This window comes from Microcoleus sp. AT3-D2 (assembly GCF_036705715.1).
GTDB lineage: Bacteria > Cyanobacteriota > Cyanobacteriia > Cyanobacteriales > Microcoleaceae > Microcoleus.
On record NZ_JAUBVE010000048.1, the window covers coordinates 31,798 to 51,269 of the forward strand.

The 19,472-nt window shown below is 46.3% G+C and carries 19 protein-coding genes and 1 tRNA gene; 8 read left to right on the forward strand and 12 right to left on the reverse strand.

The features are described from left to right. Positions 1-118: 118 nt before the first annotated feature. Complete coding sequence (locus tag QUB44_RS19355; protein ID WP_333369918.1) at positions 119-1,363, forward strand: MFS transporter; 1,245 nt, start codon at positions 119-121, stop codon at positions 1,361-1,363. Between the two features lie 109 nt (positions 1,364-1,472). Here the strand turns inward: QUB44_RS19355 and QUB44_RS19360 are convergent. Next, a tRNA-Arg gene (locus QUB44_RS19360) sits at positions 1,473-1,546 on the reverse strand. A gap of 78 nt (positions 1,547-1,624) precedes the next feature. On the opposite strand from QUB44_RS19360, the gene moaC reads away from it, so the two are divergent. The 3 genes from moaC (at position 1,625) to QUB44_RS19375 (ending at position 2,859) form a co-directional block, all read left to right on the forward strand. Continuing rightward, positions 1,625-2,146, forward strand: a complete 522-nt coding sequence (gene moaC / locus QUB44_RS19365; RefSeq protein ID WP_333369900.1) for a cyclic pyranopterin monophosphate synthase MoaC — start codon at positions 1,625-1,627, stop codon at positions 2,144-2,146. 88 nt (positions 2,147-2,234) lie between these two features. Then, positions 2,235-2,492: a 2TM domain-containing protein gene (locus QUB44_RS19370; protein ID WP_333369901.1), complete on the forward strand. Its 258-nt coding sequence runs from the start codon at positions 2,235-2,237 to the stop codon at positions 2,490-2,492. A 64-nt stretch (positions 2,493-2,556) separates the two neighbouring features. After that, positions 2,557-2,859, forward strand: coding sequence for a DUF3181 family protein (locus QUB44_RS19375; protein WP_333369902.1), 303 nt, complete (start codon positions 2,557-2,559; stop codon positions 2,857-2,859). A 76-nt stretch (positions 2,860-2,935) separates the two neighbouring features. Here QUB44_RS19375 and murJ read toward each other — a convergent pair whose 3' ends face one another. Continuing rightward, complete coding sequence (murJ, locus tag QUB44_RS19380; protein ID WP_333369903.1) at positions 2,936-4,549, reverse strand: murein biosynthesis integral membrane protein MurJ; 1,614 nt, start codon at positions 4,547-4,549, stop codon at positions 2,936-2,938. Between the two features lie 67 nt (positions 4,550-4,616). Between murJ and QUB44_RS19385 the strand changes: the two genes are divergently transcribed. Both QUB44_RS19385 and sfsA read left to right on the forward strand, forming a co-directional pair. Beyond that, positions 4,617-5,789 (forward strand): DUF3095 domain-containing protein, encoded by a 1,173-nt coding sequence (locus QUB44_RS19385; protein ID WP_333369904.1) that lies wholly within the window; start codon positions 4,617-4,619, stop codon positions 5,787-5,789. Positions 5,790-5,864: 75 nt separating this feature from the next. Beyond that, the gene (gene sfsA / locus QUB44_RS19390) at positions 5,865-6,602 is read left to right on the forward strand and encodes a DNA/RNA nuclease SfsA (protein ID WP_333369905.1); all 738 of its coding nucleotides are present in this window, start codon (positions 5,865-5,867) and stop codon (positions 6,600-6,602) included. A gap of 2 nt (positions 6,603-6,604) precedes the next feature. On the opposite strand, the gene QUB44_RS19395 is transcribed toward sfsA, so the two are convergent. The 10 genes from QUB44_RS19395 to QUB44_RS19440 form a co-directional block, all read right to left on the reverse strand. Beyond that, positions 6,605-6,859, reverse strand: a complete 255-nt coding sequence (locus QUB44_RS19395; RefSeq protein WP_333369906.1) for a hypothetical protein — start codon at positions 6,857-6,859, stop codon at positions 6,605-6,607. A gap of 123 nt (positions 6,860-6,982) precedes the next feature. Further along, a complete protein-coding gene (locus tag QUB44_RS19400; protein WP_333369907.1) occupies positions 6,983-8,260 on the reverse strand; it encodes a S8 family serine peptidase in 1,278 nt (425 codons plus the stop codon). Between the two features lie 767 nt (positions 8,261-9,027). Next, positions 9,028-10,563, reverse strand: coding sequence for an HlyD family efflux transporter periplasmic adaptor subunit (locus QUB44_RS19405; RefSeq protein ID WP_333369908.1), 1,536 nt, complete (start codon positions 10,561-10,563; stop codon positions 9,028-9,030). 171 nt (positions 10,564-10,734) lie between these two features. Continuing rightward, the gene (locus QUB44_RS19410; RefSeq protein WP_333369909.1) at positions 10,735-11,310 is read right to left on the reverse strand and encodes a hypothetical protein; all 576 of its coding nucleotides are present in this window, start codon (positions 11,308-11,310) and stop codon (positions 10,735-10,737) included. 497 nt (positions 11,311-11,807) lie between these two features. Next, positions 11,808-12,050, reverse strand: coding sequence for a hypothetical protein (locus QUB44_RS19415; RefSeq protein WP_333369910.1), 243 nt, complete (start codon positions 12,048-12,050; stop codon positions 11,808-11,810). A gap of 678 nt (positions 12,051-12,728) precedes the next feature. Beyond that, a complete protein-coding gene (locus QUB44_RS19420) occupies positions 12,729-12,962 on the reverse strand; it encodes a hypothetical protein (protein WP_333369911.1) in 234 nt (77 codons plus the stop codon). 197 nt (positions 12,963-13,159) lie between these two features. After that, the gene (locus tag QUB44_RS19425) at positions 13,160-14,131 is read right to left on the reverse strand and encodes a calcium-binding protein (protein WP_333369912.1); all 972 of its coding nucleotides are present in this window, start codon (positions 14,129-14,131) and stop codon (positions 13,160-13,162) included. A gap of 213 nt (positions 14,132-14,344) precedes the next feature. After that, positions 14,345-14,536: a hypothetical protein gene (locus QUB44_RS19430; RefSeq protein WP_333369913.1), complete on the reverse strand. Its 192-nt coding sequence runs from the start codon at positions 14,534-14,536 to the stop codon at positions 14,345-14,347. 512 nt (positions 14,537-15,048) lie between these two features. Beyond that, positions 15,049-15,267: a hypothetical protein gene (locus tag QUB44_RS19435; protein ID WP_333369914.1), complete on the reverse strand. Its 219-nt coding sequence runs from the start codon at positions 15,265-15,267 to the stop codon at positions 15,049-15,051. Positions 15,268-15,611: 344 nt separating this feature from the next. Next, positions 15,612-16,505 (reverse strand): AraC family transcriptional regulator, encoded by an 894-nt coding sequence (locus QUB44_RS19440; RefSeq protein ID WP_333369915.1) that lies wholly within the window; start codon positions 16,503-16,505, stop codon positions 15,612-15,614. 367 nt (positions 16,506-16,872) lie between these two features. Between QUB44_RS19440 and QUB44_RS19445 the strand changes: the two genes are divergently transcribed. Next, positions 16,873-19,017, forward strand: a complete 2,145-nt coding sequence (locus QUB44_RS19445; RefSeq protein ID WP_333369916.1) for a peptidase domain-containing ABC transporter — start codon at positions 16,873-16,875, stop codon at positions 19,015-19,017. A gap of 167 nt (positions 19,018-19,184) precedes the next feature. Beyond that, positions 19,185-19,427: a DUF4160 domain-containing protein gene (locus QUB44_RS19450; RefSeq protein WP_333369917.1), complete on the forward strand. Its 243-nt coding sequence runs from the start codon at positions 19,185-19,187 to the stop codon at positions 19,425-19,427. Positions 19,428-19,472 lie beyond the last annotated feature (45 nt).

A 19,472-nucleotide genomic window follows, 5' to 3' on the forward strand; every position in this document is an offset into this window, starting at 1 on the left:
TGACTGTGAGTAGAATATCAAGTTTTTTTGGTGCAAATCTTAAGGATTTGTAACACAATGATAGAGACACTCGAACTTACTTTGAGTGCACTCAGAAGATTTAAAGGGAATTAGCATCTTGAATATTTTTAGGGACATCGATCCCCAACCCAGACGCAGCTTGCTGACTTTATTCACCGCAGGGCTGCTATTCTGGTCGAGTTTGGCTTCGCTACTGCCAACTTTGCCACTGTACGTTCAATTTGTGGGCGGCACAAAACAGCAAATTGGCTTTGTGATGGGTGCATTTGCGATCGGACTTTTGCTATCGAGGCCACAGTTGGGTAAAATAGCCGACAGCAGGGGGCGAAAACAAGTTTTGCTTCTAGGTGCGTCAGTCGCTGCGATCGCCCCTTTGGGCTACCTGTTAGCTCAATCTATCCCCTTACTGTTACTTATTCGCGTTTTTCACGGCCTTAGTATCGCCGCTTTTACTACAGCTTACAGCGCTTTGGTAACAGATTTGTCGCCGCCAGGAAAGCGGGGCGAATTAATCGGTTACATGAGCTTGGTGAACCCTATTGGTCTAGCAGTTGGGCCGGCTATTGGCGGATTTGTGCAAGCTTGGGTTGGTTATACTCCTTTGTTTGCGATGTCGGCAGCTTTCGCTGCAACGGCTGTATTTTTTACCGGCAAAATTGCGGAACCTAATTTTGCAGATTTAACAAAATCGGACTCGCTATCTGAGGGCAAAAATAGCCAAAAATACTGGGAAATGCTCTGGAATCCGAGAGTGCGGATTCCAGCTTTAGTTTTATTGGTGGTTGGTTTAGTATTTGGAACTTTGAGCACTTTTATGCCTTTGTTTATCCAAGAAACTAAGGCTAATTTGAATCCTGGATTATTTTATTCTACAGCGGCTATCGCCAGTTTCGGTATACGGTTGCTCACGGGACGGGCTTCGGACAAATACGGTCGCGGCTTGTTTATTTCTGGCGGCTTAATCTGTTATGCCGTATCGATGTTATTGTTGTATTTTGCTAACAACAGCAGTGCTTTTTTAATAGCAGCTTTGGTTGAAGGCTGCGCGGGCGGTACGGTTTTGCCGATGATGGTAACGCTGATGTCGGACAGGTGCGAACCTCATGAAAGGGGCCGCTTGTTTTCGCTTTGTATTGGCGGATTTGATTTGGGCATTGCGATTGCGGGGCCGACTTTGGGGTTTGTGGCTGAACAAGTTGGCTACAGAAATATGTTTGGTTTTGCGGCTGGACTCGCTGGCTTGGCTTTGCTGGTTTTTATTACTCAGTCTAGCAAGGGCTTGTCTAATTCGGTGAAATTTGCGATCGGTCGAGGCAAAGATATTTATGCTTTGAATCAGTAAACGTACCCAATTAAAAAACTTCTGAGTTTTAAGTCGTGAGCTGAATTAATTTCTTAATTCAAAACTCAAAACTCAGAACTCAGAACTCACAGCTTATAACGTTTGTAAATGGGCTTGGAGGGATTCGAACCCCCGACCTCATGGTTCGTAGCCATGCACTCTATCCAACTAAGCTACAAGCCCCTGTTGAGTTAAGATTTAATTTAAAATTGATTAAGTTCTTTTCTCACAGAATCTAACAGTAACACCATTACCAAAATAATGCAAGACCTTTCGCAAACTTTTTCTAAATTGCCCGATGCGGCACAGCTAACTCACCTCAACAACAGCGGGGAAGCCCAAATGGTGGACGTTTCGGCGAAGGTGCAGACTGTGCGACAAGCTGTGGCTGCAGGCCGGGTGCGGATGTTGCCGGAGACTTTTGCGGCGATTGAAGCGGGGAATGCGCCGAAAGGTGATGTGTTGGGCACTGCAAGGCTGGCTGGAATTATGGCGGCGAAACAGACTGCACATTTGATTCCTCTGTGCCATCCTCTGCCGCTGAGTAGTGTGGAGGTGCAGGTGATGCCAGATGCTGGGTTGCCGGGGTATCAAATTCGGGCGACGGTGAAAATTAAGGCGGAAACAGGGGTGGAAATGGAGGCGCTGACGGCGGTTTCGGTGGCGGCGCTGACTTTGTATGATATGGCGAAAGGATTGGAAAAGTCGATCGCCATTGAGTCAATTCGACTGGTAAGTAAAAGTGGCGGCAAGTCTGGAGATTATGAAAATTTAGAGGCTTAAATTTTCTGCCTTGAGAGGGATGTTGAATTCAAAAAGCTGCACTTAAGATTAAAATAGGCACGGAACTACTAATATCAAGTGAAAAACTATGCCTCCTCGTTGGCCCCGCAAACCCGATCGCAATGATCCAGAGTACCGTCGCTTAGATGACCGGATGAATTTTGCTATCCACGTCGGTCTTTTTTCTGCTACCAATTCTGGTTTGTGGTTTGTTCACAATTTGCAAAAGGCTGATTGGCCTTGGGCAATTTCGGTAACGGCTGGATGGGCTCTAGTAGTTTTTGCCCACGCGATTTACCATTTTGCGATCGCCGATTATTCGCCCCTCACCAAAGATTCTGGGTGAAGGCAGTTGTCGGCGATTTGTTAAGTCTTTTGATTGATAACCAATAACTTTCGGCTTTTTTGATATGGCTAATACTACACAGGCGATCGAATCCTTAGCAGCCGAAATCGGCGAAAATGTCTACATTGACATTGCCAAATGGCATTTGTATCTCAATGATGCTCACCTGCATACAGTTGTTGCTGAACAACTTTACCGGATGCTGGAAGATGGTGATTTAGATGCTGACAAAGTTGGACAAGTTTTGCAAGGAATTCCAGTCAAGTTTGGCGGCGGCAAGCGGGAAGTGCCGCTGGCAGATTTGATTCCGATGCAATGTCAAGTTCAGTTGATGGATGTGCTTGAGGAATTTCAGCGGAAGATGTAGTAAAGGGCGGGTTTTGTACGCAGATTGTGGGCGTTGTGCCTGGTAGTTCGCCCTTAACCCGCCCCGACAATTTTATTTATTTGCGAAAACGGCCGCGAATGCGATCGACAAACATATTAACTTCCGGCAATTTCATCTGACTGACAAACAGGGCAAAAACCCCTAACCCTACAAAACTTGCCACACTCAACTGCACTAATTGAATTATCAAACCTTCAGTACCCAAAACTCTTTGACAGCCTTGCAGAGTAGCCAAGGTAACGAAAGCAGTTAGACAACTGCCAGAAGTTAACCCCAGAAAAGGTAAACTCCACTCCCCCCAAGGCAGGCCGCCCAGCTTTTTATCTAATAAGTACAAAAGCATAATCATCGAAATAAGATTCACTCCCACCGTCGCCAAAACTAATCCGGGCGCGCCAAAGGCTCCTACTAACAAATAATCCAAAAGACCGTTTAAAAAGATATTGATAATACTGATGCGAAAAGGGGTTTCCCCGTCTCCCAAAGCGTAAAATACCCGTACCAAAACGTCGCGGCCCAAGTACACAAACATTCCAATACTGTAAGCCATCAATATCGGCGTAACAAACAGCGAAGCCTCTCGATCAAAAGCATAGCGTTCGTAAACCACGCGGACGATCGGCCCAGCCAGCGTTACCATTAAAGCGCTCAGGGGCAGCATCGTAAGGGCTGTCAAAATTAAAGATTGACGAATTCGAGCTTTTAATTCCGGCCAATCTCTCGGATCGGTGAGGCGAGAAAAGATGGGTAGAAATGGCACTAAAATTACATTAGAAATAATGCCTAAAGGCGTCATAACTAACAAGCCACTGTAACCTAACGCAGAGGCAGCTTGAGGGATGTAGGATGCGAAAAAGAGGTCAGTATAGACATTAATTTGCAGCATTCCTGATGATAAGGTCGCAGGAACCATCACCTTAATTACTTCTTGCACTCCGGGGCGTTTAAAATTAAACCGCAAGCGCAATGTTCCCAAGCCGGCGCGCGACTGCGCCACCAGTTGCACCAACCACTGCAAAACTGCGCCCGCTAAAGTTCCCCAAGCTAACACTAAGCCGCCCATTAGTGCGTATTCTGGCTGAATAATTTTGTCTCCGAGTTGCAGTGCGAGAATCCCCAAACCGCCGACAAGTGCAACGCTGGAAAATAAAGGACTAATCGAAGGCAACCAGTACATATCGGCAGCGTTGAGAGTACCAAAACCAATGCCGATTAAGCCTGAAAGTAATGCCATCGGCGCCATAATCCGAAATTGCTGGACGGCAATTGCTTTGATTTGTAAACCTTCTGCTGTTCTATTTAACCCCGGTGCCACCAAATCTATCAGCGGATCGGCAAAAATAATTAAAGCGACTGTTACCAACAGCAGCAAGCCGCCGACTAAGGTGGTGATAGTCTCGACTAAGGGTGCTGCTTCTTTTTTATCCCGGCGGGCTAAAACACTGACTATGGCGCTGTGAAATGGCCCGTTAATCCCTCCCAGCAAAATAAATAAGAAACCAGGGATGACGTAGGCGTAGTTGTAGGCATCGACGGCGACGCCGACTCCAAAGGCTGCGGCGATCGCAATTTGGCGCACCAATCCAAAGACTTTGCTAATTAGAGTGGCGACTGCGACAATGCCGGCAATCCCTGCGAGGGAACGAGAGGGCTTCTGTAATTGGGACACAAATAGTTACAAACGCTAGTGCTAAAAGGATTCACTAAGTTTAATAGCAAATCTGGAAAATCATAACATGAATTCCGAAAACTTCTATTCCCAATTACCTTTATTGAACAATTTTCTCCAGATTACCGATCTGGGTAATTTTGTTGACGTACCTGATGATTGGTACATTGTTGTCACAGATATTCGCGGTTCTACAAAAGCGATTGAAGCTGGAAAATACAAAGAAGTTAACTTATTGGGGGCTTGTTCGATCATTGCTGTTTTGAATGTAGCAGGCAAAACAGAGATTCCGTTTGTGTTTGGTGGCGACGGCGCTTCTCTTTTAATGGGGCCATCGCTTTTACCCGCTGCTAAGATTGCTTTGCTGGCTACTCAACAAATGGCTAAAACTGAATTTGACATGGATTTGCGAGTTGGGGTCGTGCCGGTTAAAGTTGTGGTAGCAGCTAATTATCCGGTTAAAATAGCTAAGTTTAAAGTTTCGGAAAATTACAACCAAGCTGTTTTTATCGGCGGTGGCTTAACCCGTGCTACTGAACTTATTAAAGACCCGGCTGCTGGTAATATTTACAGTATTAAAAATAATGGCATTTCTGCAACAGCCGATTTTTCGGGATTGGAGTGCCGATGGCAGGATATTCCGAGCAAGTACGGGGAAATAGTAACGCTGCTGGTAATGGTGCGATCGGATTTGGGTCAGCAGAGCCATCAATTTTATAGAAATATATTAAAAAAAATTAACTACATTTACGGCAAGGAAAATTGTTTAAATCCTATCGATAGTAAAAATCTTAAATTGACACTCAATAGCACAAAACTGATTCAAGAAACTCTAGTTAGGGCGCGCAGTGCTACTTGGTTAGACCACCAGCTATATTTATCAAAAATACAGTTAGAGACGGCGCTTGGTTCGCTGCTAATGAATTTGAAGGTTAAGACAGAAGAGTTAGATTGGGGACTTTATAAAGATATTGCGATCGCAGCTACGGATTACCGCAAATTTGATGATATGTTGAGAATGGTAATTTCTGGCAATGAGTGGCGGCGAAAAAAATTGACTGGGTACTTGGAAAAGAATTACCGAGAAGGTAAGCTTGTTTACGGTTTGCACGTTTCTGACAGAGCGTTGATGACTTGTTTGGTGTTTGAACGCAACGGCCGACAAGTGCATTTTATAGACGGTGCTGATGGAGGTTATGCTTTAGCTGCTAAGGATATGAAAGAAAGAATGAATGAATGAATGAATAAGTAAGCCTACATGAACTACAAACCGTCGTTTCATGCTATGATGCCTCAATCTAAAATATAAAATCGAATGACTGACTTAATTTACAAATATCCCCCTCTTTTACCCGGAATTCTCATCAAGCGCTACAAGCGATTTTTCGCAGAAATAGAACTAGATTCGGGAGAAATAATCACCGCGCACTGTCCGAATACTGGCCCGATGACTGGTGTTTACATTCCGGGCAACCCAGTGCTAGTATCTCCCAGCGACAATCCTAAACGCAAGTTAGCTTATACTTGGGAATTAATTAAAGTTTGCGACACTGTGCCAACTTGGGTCGGAGTTAATACTGGGCTGCCAAATCGAGTAGTTAAATTAGCTTTGGAATTGAAATTGTTTCCAGAGTTGGGCAATTACAATTTAATTCAACCGGAGGTTGTTTACGGTACTGATAAAAAAAGTAGAGTGGATTTTTGGCTAACTGGTGAGGAAAAACCGATTTTTCTGGAAGTGAAAAATACAACTTGGGTAAAAGAGGAGTTGGCTCTATTTCCCGATACAGTGACGGAGAGGGGACAGAAACATTTGAGAGAATTGATAGAAGTGGTGCGGCAGGGTTCGAGGGCTGTAATGCTGTATTTTATTAATCGCGGGGATTGTACTGATTTTGCTCCGGGGGATAGTGCCGATCGCATTTACGGAGAATTGTTCAGACAGGCTATGAGTGAAGGTGTAGAGGTTTTGCCTTGTCGGTTTGACGTGACACCGGAAGGTGTTCGCTATTTGGGTTTAGCAAAACTGGATCTACTAACCCCTAAATTATAGGTTTAAATTGCCTGCATTTCTCGATCGATCTCGACACTAGCCACGCCCGGTACGCTCCTTAGTCCTTCTAGCTTCGATTGAGAAACCTCTCCAGTAACGATACCAATCACAGGTAGCACCTCATCCACTTTCATTCCCGCCGATTCTAAGCCAGTGACAACCGATTGAATTACCGCTAAGTTTTGGTCATCAACAGTTACTATGATGCGCTCTACTTGTTCATCAGACATATTCAGCCTCCTTTGGGCTAAATCCATTGAGCTATTGTCCCTACTGTATAGTTCAATTCAGTGAGTTATGTTTATAGAGGGAGGTTTCTGAACACAGAAAACCTCCTTCTACTGATAGGAAGTGATCCCTAATTTCGATCGCTGTCGTGATTACGGAGCTTGTAGAAACCCACTTCCGACACGAGCATTTGGTAATGGTAGTGCCACAGCACGGGAAGTTAGCAATTGCCAAAGTTGAGAACCTCGTTTACCAGTCCATTGGGCATACAGGGCAGCGAGCCCAGCTACGTGAGGGGTAGCCATGCTGGTGCCATTGAAAGCAGCATAACGCCCTATATTCACAGGCACTGATGAGTATACTTCCACTCCTGGAGCGGCGATATTAACTTTAGCCCCTAGAGATCCGCCAGAGGTAGCCGAGAACTGAGCCACTTCGAGGCATTGATCGACGGCTGCAACAGCCATAATCGACGGGCTATTTGCTGGTTGTCCGACTCTTCCGGTTGGCCCATTGTTGCCCGCGGCTGCCACGATGAGACACCCATTTTCGAGTGCCCGACGGCCGACAGTTTCGTAGGCAGTAGACGGTGTTGGAGTCTCGTTTCCTAAAGACATCGAGATCACTTGACACCCGTTGACGATCGCCCATTCCATCGCAGCGAGAATCCAGCCACTAGCGCCGCTACCGGCATTGCTCAACACTTTACCGACATAAATAGTCGATTCGTAAGCGATCCCGTACCGCCGACCGTTCAGATCCTTGAACCCGCACGCTGTCCCAATGCAGTGGGTACCATGACCGTTCCCATCTTGTACGTCCTCCCCAGGCACGAAGGACTTCGATACGATCGATCGGCCTACGAAGTCGGGATGTAATAGATCCATCCCCGTATCCAGCACGGCAACTTTCATTCCATTACCAGTCAAGAGAGAGTTCATGACCTTCGTTGCCTTCAGACCCCAAGTAGATGAGATATCATCAGAAAAACATTCTTGGCCCCCGATTGCTGCTACCTCTGTAGTAGTGGCTTTCTCGTACAGGTTATTCACCGCATCGCGATAGCCCCGCAAATAGTCCACGGACAACCCATCGCCAATGGCGTAGAAAGTGCGCTCCGGTTCGATCGCCAGGATGGCAGAATCCTCTCCCGCTGAGGTCATGATGCTGCTGAAAGCCCCTGGGTCTACGGAGACGACGGCCACGCCGAGAGTTGGGAACACCGCTCCCCCTGATGCTTCGAGTTGGCTCAAGTCTAGAGCAGACTCCGGGAAATCGGTAGCGTTTGCCAGTCCGGTGATGCCAGCTTGGTCGCTCAGGAGGTCTAACCCTTCTCTCACCGCATCATCGCGGAAAGTAACAATGTAACGCCCTGTTGTTTCATCGCCCCGGGCAGTTGCTGGGATGGGAAAACTAGGTTGTTGAGACATAAAATACCTCTTATTGAGTGTTTGACGGTTTGACTGTGATGAGAAATCTCTGACAGCTTTTCTGACATTGATTCCTATTCAGGTTTAATTGCCGAAATTAAACTGTCTTGCTCCTGATGAAACCCGGTATTTTTTTTGTTATGTCAATTAGCTTTGGATAATGCGTTTAGTTGCAAAAGAGACTTATTTAATCCCAAGGCTGTTTCATTTTCCAAATCTAAGCTTGCAAGGGCAACTGACAAAACTGACTTAATCTGATTGCTCCGAAGTTCTCATTTGTAGGACTTATACCAATTTAATGTGAAGTTGCACATATCTCGATCCCCCTAAATCCCCCTTAAGAAGGGGGACTTTGAGAAGAATCTTGTCCCCCCCTTATTAAGGGGGGTTAGGGGGGATCAGATTCTATGCAGCCTCATAAAAAATTGGTATTACGCTGCATTCCTTCTATTTTGGCACTATGTGTACTTGTAGGGTGCTTGCTGCACCCTACAAGTACAGTCTTTGCATAAGTCGTATAATAACAGTCGCTAGCTGTTCGTTACCAGTCACATAATCGAGTGACTTGCATAATTTTTATTTTTGTGTTAAGGGCAGTATAGGCTATTGTAGAGATTAGCGATCGGCTAAAAAGAAGGTGATAGTCAGGACAAAACTTTACTATTACATTTATATCCGCAAAATATAAATTTCTACATGGCAACTGGGTTCTGGCACTGCTTCAGAATGACAGACACTCTTCTGTCTTCTGCGTAAGTCCTGGTTGGTTAAACATCTGCGAGCATCCTGGCTTTTCTGAAAATAAATGTAAGTACCGTTTCTTGTCGAGAAATAATGTCTGCTGTAACTTCCATTCCGGCTTGAATATGATACTGACAGCACTGTTGATCAGCAGATTGGCTAATAGCCCGATCGCGCTTGACTAAATAAGTTCTTTGGGGCATAACAGTCACTTCATAGTAAGGCGGACTGTTATTTTCACCAGCAATGACATCGGGTGCGATCGCACTAACTTTCGCTTCTAGTACCCCGTAGTCGGGATAGGGATAGGCAGAAATCCGCAGGATAGATGTTTGACCGATCGCTATTTTACCAATATCGGGAGCGGCGACGCGAGCTTTGACGACAATCGCAGCATTAGCGGGAGCAATTTGAGCGATTGCCGCACCGAGTTGTGCAGTTTGTCCGGGATTTCGCAGATTCAGTTTGAGAATGGTGCCGTCTACTGGAGAACGAACGACACTTTTTGCAAGTTCGGTATCAATTTGTTTGAGCTCTTGGCGATCGCGATTGATTTGATTTTCGATGTCCGCGCGACTCTGAATCGAAACTAATCGTTCTTTTTTCAACGCTGCCAAAGCTGCTTCGCCCTTGGCTTTTTCTTGAGCAATTTGCTGTTGGGCGATCGCCACGGGTGCACCACTGGGATTAAGGGCAGCTTCAACAACTTTCAATTTAGCAGCCGACACTTCAACAGCTTGTTGTTGGCGTTCAACGGTTTTTCTTTGGCTTTCGACTGCTTTTTTTTGCGCTTCTACGGCGGCTTTTTGCCCTGCCACGGCTTGTTCTTGCTGCTGTGCGGCAAGTTTGGTCTCCTCCACTAAATCCAGCGAAATAGCGCCTGTTTTTTGGATTGACTGATAGCGATCGCGCTTAGAAACGGCTGCTTGTAAATTTGCCTCGGCTGCCTTTAAATTTGCTGTGGCTGTTTGCAAGGAAGCCTGTTCTTTTTGCAATTCCGGCAGCGATTTTTCCCATTCCGACTGAGCTAATTGTACGTTAGCTTTGGCCGCTTCAACTTCAGCCAGCGAGGTAATTTGCCGTTCTCCATAGTCCCGCTGGCTGCGGCTTAAATCAGCTTGGGCAGAGGCAACTGCGCCTTCCATTGCTTGAGTTTCTGCTGCTAGGCGATCGTCTAAAGCGCTAATTTGGGCAGCAATTTGACGCAGTTGCAGTTGGTTTTGCTGGATATTTCCTTGCAGTTGGGTTTGTTTAGTTAAAAGTTGGGAAGAGTCGATCAGGGCGATCGTATCTCCTTGTTTGACAGCCTGATTTTCTTTGACTTGAATGCTTTTAACCGTGCCTGCTGTCGCCGCTTCTACAATGCGGATTTCACCAGCAGGACGGACGGTAGCGGGAGCTCTGACGGTAACATTATATTTAGCGACAGCAGCAAGGGCGATCGCACCGCCAAAAGTTGCCAACAAAAATAATCCGCCCGCCGTTATCCAGCGGCTGATAGGCGGCAAAAATTCATCGGGTTTTGCGGTGCGGAGAAAGTCAAAAGAAGAGTCAGTAGTCATTAGTCAGTTGGCAGTTGGCAGTTGGCAGTGGTTATTTGTTAGATCCAGGACGATCGATCTGCGATCTAATGCAATGTCTTGTAGGGGCGGGTTTTACCAACAATAATCGCCTGAAATCGATAATCTCATAAACCCGCCCCCACCCAATGGTGAATCGCTACCAACTAACAATTAACCTGGTGGAGGAACAACAAAGTCGATACCGCTAAATGCCGGGTCTTGATTTGTGTTATTCCGCCTCATAGTCACGACAAAAAAGTAGAGCCTAAACGCCTCAAATTGGTGATTTGGAGCGTCAAAAAAGAAAGATGTATTGACTAAGGGGGCGGTTCCGATAGGAGGCGGAGAATTAGAACTCCACGCTGCATTAACTGGTATGGAACTGCCAGCATTGCTATTGCGATAGAAAAGGTGCGTCGTGATTTCAGCCAGATTTCTAGTACCATCCGTATCCCGGTAGTAGACGCGATACCCTGTCAAATCGTTGTCGTTTGATGAATCGGATACTGTCAACCTGTTGATTGGCAGGGGGCAAAAGAATCTTACTGTTCCCGTACTATTTGTATTGAAAATAAAAGCGCCGTTCACCATCCTGACACTTGCGTCCGCAGTGTCACTTTCCGGGCGACAAGCACTAGCAGGAATAGTTGTCGCTTGAACATCTGGGTCGTTAGCTACAGCGGCACTAGGAAAGGTAAAAAGCGCCGCGAGCGCTGTAATAAATATGAGACATTTTAATTGCATCATAATCACCTCGTGCAGATATATCCCTGACAAATTGAATTTTTATCCTGTCTTGATTGCTAAGCGTTCCTTGAAGGGCGAAAGGATAAACGGAGAAATATTAAACTTATCCACCACATATTCCGATCGCCCTAAAACAGGACTTACGCATCAACTCTATACCTAGGGTGGGCCGGTGCACCTTACCCCACAGATAGTGTAAAAAGTGTAAAAATTACTCCATTGCGTAAGTCCTATGAAACTACTCCTTACTACCTGACTTGTATGCAAATAGTCTCGCCTTTATCATCCTCACCACACACAAAATCGACATCACAATGCTGCGTGCGTGTAGTAGCGCTCAGCGAAAGATTACGTAATAAAGTTCCTCCTGAGAATAATTCTTCCTTTTGTTCGTCTAACGCTACTGTGAGTTCTCCCAAGAAAACAGTATCCAAGATGGACTTCGATAAATTATTGACTGGTGTTTTCGTAAACATTGTTGGTCTCCTTGATGTTATTTAACTAAATGAATTGGCGAAGAGTAGAGCGCGGATATTAGCAGACAGTGCTGCCAATCCCAGGGATTTAAAGTTGTTAGACAGCATTCCCCATGTTTTCTTGGGTTCGGTACTCACATCTATTGGCCGAACATCCAAAAGTTGATCAACGGTGGTAAGTTGACCACCTGCGATTAAATCAGCTTCCATATCTGAGATATCTTCAAGTGCGCGATCGCTCAGCCAAGAACTCTGATTAAGCATTTCCAAGCCTCCTGTTACAGTTACTGCTGTTTTGCCTTGTTGGCTTGATTAAGGAAAGAAGGGAGAGCGATCGCGCCTCAAGTCGCTAACTCAGTCGCGAATTCCTGTTGGAGACGCTGTAATTGCCCACCCGATATCGATTCCTGACTCTGTTCGTTTAAATCCATCACTAGCGGATGTAATTTCTGAACATCCAACACTGATTTTGATGAATTTTTAGTTTGGTGTTTGCGAAACATTTTTCTCCTCCCGACTTTTCAAACAGACAAATTATGGGAGATGCGATCGCATAAATACGATAGCGGCATTCAAGGGCGATCGCTCAGAGGAGCAGTAATGTTCCCCTAATCCTTCCTTGCGCTTCACCATTTGAGCTTTCAGACAGACTACTTCCTGGAGTGAAAGAGGATGGAGCCTTTGAGGTGCTTGGCCGAACGACATCGGATAATGTACTCCAAGCTAAGCAACCCTCCTGCCCACCAGAAAGCTTTTCGGCTTGTTGGTCATCTAATTCTTGCCAAGGTTCTCGACTTTCCATCATCAAATCCTCAATTTTGCTTCAAACTTAACGATCGGTTTTCTGTCTAACCTAACAGTGTCAGATGTCGCTCTTGAATGTCTTGCACATTGTTGCTGTTTTTGCACGTTCTTGCTACGAATCGATCGATCGGTCTTTCTTCAAATCATTAAGGTAGGAATACTGCGAATTCCGTACTGACTGGCTATACTGCCAGTGCAAGTTACTTGTTCTACATATCTTGCTGTAAAGCGGGGGGGAATTCTATCCTTACCAGTGTAACCTCCGGACAGCAATTCCTCATTTTCTTCGCCTAACTCAACAACAAGTGCTTGGCGGGATACAAAATCGAAGTCAGACAGCAATGAATTTTTTATTTTGTGTTTTTGAGCCATATTTTAACTCCTTGGATTCTTGTAAAAAAATATGAGCCTCGGAGGGCGGTTTACCAGATGGTTGCTGTTCGACATATATGGTTAGTCAAACCCGCCCCTCCCCGTGTTTTCTATCCCCAGAAATCCCCTCTCGCCTTGGTATGAAATGGTGATGATTAAGGATTTCTTAGTATCAATTAAAGTCGCCCGCTTATGGGCTAGGCTCTAACCACGAAATTTTGGTAGAAAACAAAATAATCCTGAGACAAATCAAGATTTGCTGTGTTTTGAACGACTGCAATCAGATCGCCCTGGTAATAGATCCCGGTATTCTTAGGGGCGATCGGATTAAGGGTGTAGCTTCCACTATTACCATAGAGACGAATTCTGTCTTCACTGGTGTTGAAGTCAGTGATAATGGCATTACCAGTCCCCAAATAATGGGACCAACTGTTTCTAAATAACGCACCTCCCAAAACGAAGTCATCTGCGCCAGCACCACCCGTTAATCTGTCGAATTCGTTGGTATTTATATCGTTTGCACCACCTTGAGAACCACTAATCCAGTCATTACCGTCTCCACCGATCAATGTATCTGTGCCAAAACCACCAGACAAATCGTCATTACCAATGCCACCGTCGAGGCTGTCATTATTCTCCCCACCATACAACGCATCATCACCCGCTTCTCCTACTAAGCTATCGTTGCCATTTCCTCCGTTTAAGTAGTCGTTACCAGCCCCACCATTAAGAGTATCAGCGTCATTTCCACCTCTTAACTGGTCTGCCCCATCTCCTCCCGTTAAAGAGTCGTTACCATCCTGCGTATTCATGAAGTCATTTCCGTCGCCACCATTTAAAGTGTCATTTCCAGGTCCTCCACTCATGGTGTCGTTGCCGGATTCGCCAGAAATTAAATCATTGCCATCATCACCATACATTTCATCATTGCCAGCACCACCAAACAATTCGTCATTACCATCATTTCCTTCCAAAGTATCATTGCCAGAACCACCAAACAATTCGTCATTACCACGTTGTCCAATTAAATCATCATTGCCGCCGAAGCCATAGATGATATCGTCGGGCGGTCTGAGGACATACTGATCGTTTTCAATAGACCAGAAAGGGATGTCATGACCGACAATCTTTTCGCTTGCTCCGCTTCCGTATATCACATTGCTAGCCATAGTCTCTTGCTCCTTGATGTAATTAAAAGGTTTTGTTGCCCAAAATCCTGCAAGCCTAATATCGAGAAATACTTTTTATTAACGAACCTGAATTTTTTTTGTCTGGAACATTCGTTTTTAGCGTGCTAATTTTTGTCAAGCTTGGATGGTGGGCATTACCCACCATCCAAGCTTGCGACCTTCACGTAGTTAGCTTGCTAAGTAGTATGCTTGCTAAAATCTGGCGACAATAATGTCAAGCCCTACTTCACATTTACCCGGTACTTGGCACCCCTTCTTACCCCATGCCTTCACTCTTCCCCCGCCGCCTATTTGAGCAGCTACCTCATCACCGATTTCTTTCCATAAAGCTTGATTGGGATCGTTTGGTATGGTTGGCGATTTCTTAGGCTGCATTGCTTTCATCAGATTTACTCCTGTACGTTAATTCATTGTGTTTTTGAAGTGAAAGTAGGGTGCGTCGCGAAGACTGTTCTCGCTGCTTGGAGAAATCCCATAGCGACGCACCTTACCGCGAAAGAAAAAGTGCAATTTGGCTCTCTCGGAATTGTGGTGGTAACGCAAGCTGATAATCTGTCTGCATCAAGGTTGTGGGCCTTCACACTCCATAAAATTTTTATCGGCCGCTACTTTTGACGCCCAACATCCGGGAGAGCCGTAAAAGAGCATCACTCTAAGGAACACCGCGCTGTGGGTATCTACAAGTCGTACCACCGTCTAGTCTGCGTCGGCACCAACCAGTCCCAAAAACTGGATCTTCATTCCTCCAAATCAATTTTCCTCCTACATAGGATGAAGACTCATCTAAGGACAAATTATTCCAAAGATGGTGAGATTTAGAGAGTTTAATTTGATTTGAAGATTGATCTTGAGATTTGAACAAATTAAGCATGGTTACTTAACCTCCTTGTAGGAATTTATGAAGCAGAACGGAATCCCAAAAGAATAAAAGCTATGATGGTTTGGGAGGATCGCGGCGTTCGGGTGACATCACCGAAACGAATACTCCAGGCCAGGCATCCCTCTGCCTTTTCACCGCCAGAAATGGTTTCTGAGGTTTGTTCATCCAGTTCATGCCAAAGGGTTGCTTCCAAGTTTGTTTGGATTGCTTCCATGTTTGTTTGGGTTGTTTGCATGTTTTTTTCCTCAAACTATTCAGCTTTTATTTCACAACCAATTGCCGCAGTTACTAACACCGATCTTGACCAGAACTTGGAGGTAACATATCGTTGGGACCCCAACAACCTGAAATTGCTGTTGGCCCATCGTAAGGTCTCAAGTTTTTGCCACCACAAATTTTTTCTTGTTCGCGATCGCTCAGTTCGCACTGCACAAGTGACGATTGAAAAGATGGTTGTAACTTCTTATCTAAGGGCTTACGAAACATATTATGGCTCCTTTGCTAGTTACTTAGTAGTTTGATAGTCGCACGCACTGGAAGAAGAATCTTGCACGATATTGCTGTTTTTGCACAATCTTGCTATGACTTGAGCAAAGTCTTGGGGGTCACTCCAGTCAAGCGTTTGAAGTGGCGGTTGAGGTGACTTTGATGAGAAAATCCGCAGGCGATCGCAATTTCAGACAAACTCATCTTTCCCTGCAACAGCAATTGTTTTGCCCGTTCTACCCGCTGTTGAATCACGTATTGGTGCGGACTGATACCAACAGATTGTTTGAAAGCGCGGGAAAAGTGGTAGGGACTGAGTTGGGCGATCGCAGCCAGTTCATCTAAACTTAATTCCCGCTCCAAATAATCGTTGATATAGTCTTGAACCCACCTCAATTTGTGCGGACACATTGCCCATTTGCCGTTGAGTTTACGCTCCCCTTGCGTCGAATAATGCCGCAATAAATGTACGGCAAGTGCGTTCGCCATTGTCTCTGCATAAAGCCGGCTGCCCCCGCCATCTGATTGCGCTTCTGCCTTGAGTGCCAGTCCAATTTGCTGGATTAACGGATCTTGAAATGCCATCGGCCACAATAACTCAACTTGCTCGGTATTGAATAACTCCAGTGCGCTGCGAACTAAGAATTCGCGATCGAGATTGAGAGAGAGTAAATTAATTTCACTATGCCAGCGCAGTTCGTGAGATAAATTAAATGGACAAAGACCGAGCGCACCGGGAAATACTTGCTTGGTTTCCCACTTGCCGTCAATCTTTCGTTCCATTTGGAAACTCTGTCCGAGGTTGATGCCGATCGAGTAAGATCCGATCGCATATTCCGGGGTTTCAAACGGTGGCTGGCGGTGGTATTCTAAACTGATGCCAGTCCAAGTTATCCGATCGCTCTTGATGATTGGCAACTGAGGAAATATCTGGGGAAAGTGGTTTTCTTGATTTGAATCGACAAAAAGAACTTTACCTTCTGACATGATTTTCTGTCCCCCGCTACAAAACAATCTTTTTGTTGAATAGTTAGGACTTACGTAAAAACTGCCTTTCAACACTATTGGTAGCGGTAAGGTGCGGTGTGCTTCGCCCTACAGAGAGAGTTCATGCGTCAGTCCTAATTGTGCAACTTTACGGTTTATTTAATTTTACGTTTGATAGAGCGAGCGGCGACTAAAATTTCTGAAGATACATAGAAGTGAAACCCTAGTCAAGGGCCTGCAGGGTGCCTAACCCCTACTCCCCACAAGAGTTTTTGGAGATGTCTAATCATCAAGCGTTCTAGGCGCAAAAGACCCAGAAAAACGAAAAATCAACAGAGGAAATAAGCCTGTAAGCTTCTAACTTGTTATGAAATATCCCATCGTTCTCCAACACAGCGAAGAAGACTGCGGTGCCGCCTGTCTCGCCACCGTTGCCAAATCCTGCGGGCGCACGTTGGCCATCAACCGCGTCCGCGAAGCCGTCGGTACCGGACAATTGGGTACAACGCTGCTGGGATTGCGCCGCGGGGCAGAAGCTTTGGGATTTAACGCCCGTTCCGTCAAAGCCACGCCCCAGTTAATCGATCGCCTCAACGAAGCCCCGCTGCCCGCCATCATTCACTGGAAAGGCTATCACTGGGTTGTCCTCTACGGCCGCCGGGGCAAAAAGTATGTGGTTGCCGATCCCGGCGCAGGCCTGCGCTACCTCACCCGCGAGGCACTCACAGAGTCTTGGAACAATGGAGTGATGCTGCTGCTGGTGCCGGACGAAAACCGTTTTTACGCACTGCCAAATGACCGAATAGGTGGATTTGGGCGCTTTTTGCAGCGCGTCTGGCACTACCGCGGCTTAGTTGCCGAAGTTTTGCCGCTGAACATGGCGATCGGCCTGCTTTCTCTGGCATTCCCGCTGCTGATTCAGGTACTCACCGACGACGTATTGGTGCGAAGAGACACGGAACTGCTAATTACGATCGCGATCGCCACCGCCGCCACAATCCTCTTCAGCAGCCTGCTAAGCCTAGTTCAGGCGAATCTAGTAGCTCACTTAGCTCAACGTTTGGAACTAGGACTCGCGCTCGAATTCGGCCGCCAAATCCTGCGACTTCCCCTCAGCTACTACGAATCGCACCGCAGCGGCGAAATCGTCAGCCGCCTGCGGGACATCCGGGAAATCAATCTCCTAGTCTCCCAGGTAGTAACCAGCCTGCCTAGCCAATTCTTCATCGCCCTAGTATCCCTGGGATTTATGCTGGTCTATAGCTGGAAACTGACTCTCGCTGCCGTCGCCGTCTCGTTCCTCACAACTCTGTCAGCCCTAATCTTCCTGCCAGCCCTGCAACAGAAAACCCGCGACGTTTTGGTCACAGATGCGGAAAACCAAGGCATCCTAGTTGAGAATTTCAAAGGCGCCCTGACTTTAAAAACCAACAATGCAGCGCCTCAAGCTTGGGAAGAAGTGCAAAGTCGCTTCGGTCATCTGGCAAATGTCACCTTCGGCTTGTTACAAATCAGCATCCTCAACAGCGTCTTCTCTACTCTGGCATCGGGCGTCGGTTCCCTTGCCGTCCTCTGTTTTGGTAGCATTCTGGTGATTCGCCAAGAACTTACCGTCGGTCAACTGCTGGCATTCAACGGCATGAACCGCAACTTTACCGCCCTAATTAGCACTGCCATCAACTTGATGGACGAGTTCGCCCGCGCTCAAACTGCTACCCAGCGTCTCGGCGACATCATCGACACCGCGCCAGAAATGGGGGACAACGCCCCGCGCGATCGTGCCGACATTCCCGCTGATGCCGATATTACTTGCAAAAACCTCAACTTCCACCACATCGGCCGCGTGGATTTGCTGAAAGACTTTTCTCTGACGATTCCCGGCGGAAAGGTGACAGCTTTGATTGGCAAATCCGGCTGCGGCAAAAGTACGCTGGCAAAACTGCTTGCCGGTTTGTATGCGCTGCAATCCGGCAATATCCGCTTCGGACAGTACAATCAATCCGATTTGTCGCTAGAATGCGTGCGCGAACAAGTAGTGCTCGTGCCGCAGGAACCTCACTTTTGGAGCCGATCGATTGTCGAGAATTTCCGCTTTTGTTACCCTAGCGCGACTTTAGAACAAATAGTAAAAGCTTGCCAAATTGCCGGTGCCGACGATTTTGTCAGCGGACTTCCCGACACGTATCAGACTGTTTTGGGCGAGTTTGGCGCCAATCTTTCTGGCGGACAAAGGCAAAGATTGGCGATCGCCCGCGCCCTTGTCACCGACCCGCCCGTGTTGATTTTAGATGAATCTACTGGAGCCCTCGATCCGGCAACAGAAACCGAAGTGCTCGATCGATTGTTGGCTTTTCGTCGGAGCAAAACGACTATTTTAATCAGCCACCGTCCGCGAGTTATTGGGCGCGCCGATTTAATTGTATTGCTCGATCGGGGCGAACTTAAACTAACAGGAACTCCCGAAGAGTTGAGCCAAATTCCAGGAGAACATTCAGATTTTTTACATCCTTAGAAAGCACTACTCGCTGTTCGAGGGTTGAGCAATCGAGAACTTGTGTCATTGAACCGCACCATTATCTTCCATCTTCGGCTCGGATCGTAACACGCAAAATTCTCCAAACTAACCAAATTTCTCCCCTTTCAGGCATAATGTTTGACAACCCGCATTTCCAATAGCGAATGCCCACCATCCTCAGAAAAAATGGCTTCAGAGTCGTGATTTACTTTGACGACCATCTCCCAGCTCACGTTCATGTCATAAATGCCGACAGTGAAGTTAAAATCGATCTAGGCAGTTCAGCAAATTCCCCGCAAATTATTCAATTAAACGGTAAGCGAGGCGATGCTGTCAAAGCACTAGAACTGGTGACTGCTCATCAAAACGAGCTATTAGACCTCTTGCAAAAAAAATCTATGCTATAATAGAAAGTTTTCAATTTAATCCCCCTAGAGCTAACTCATAATTAT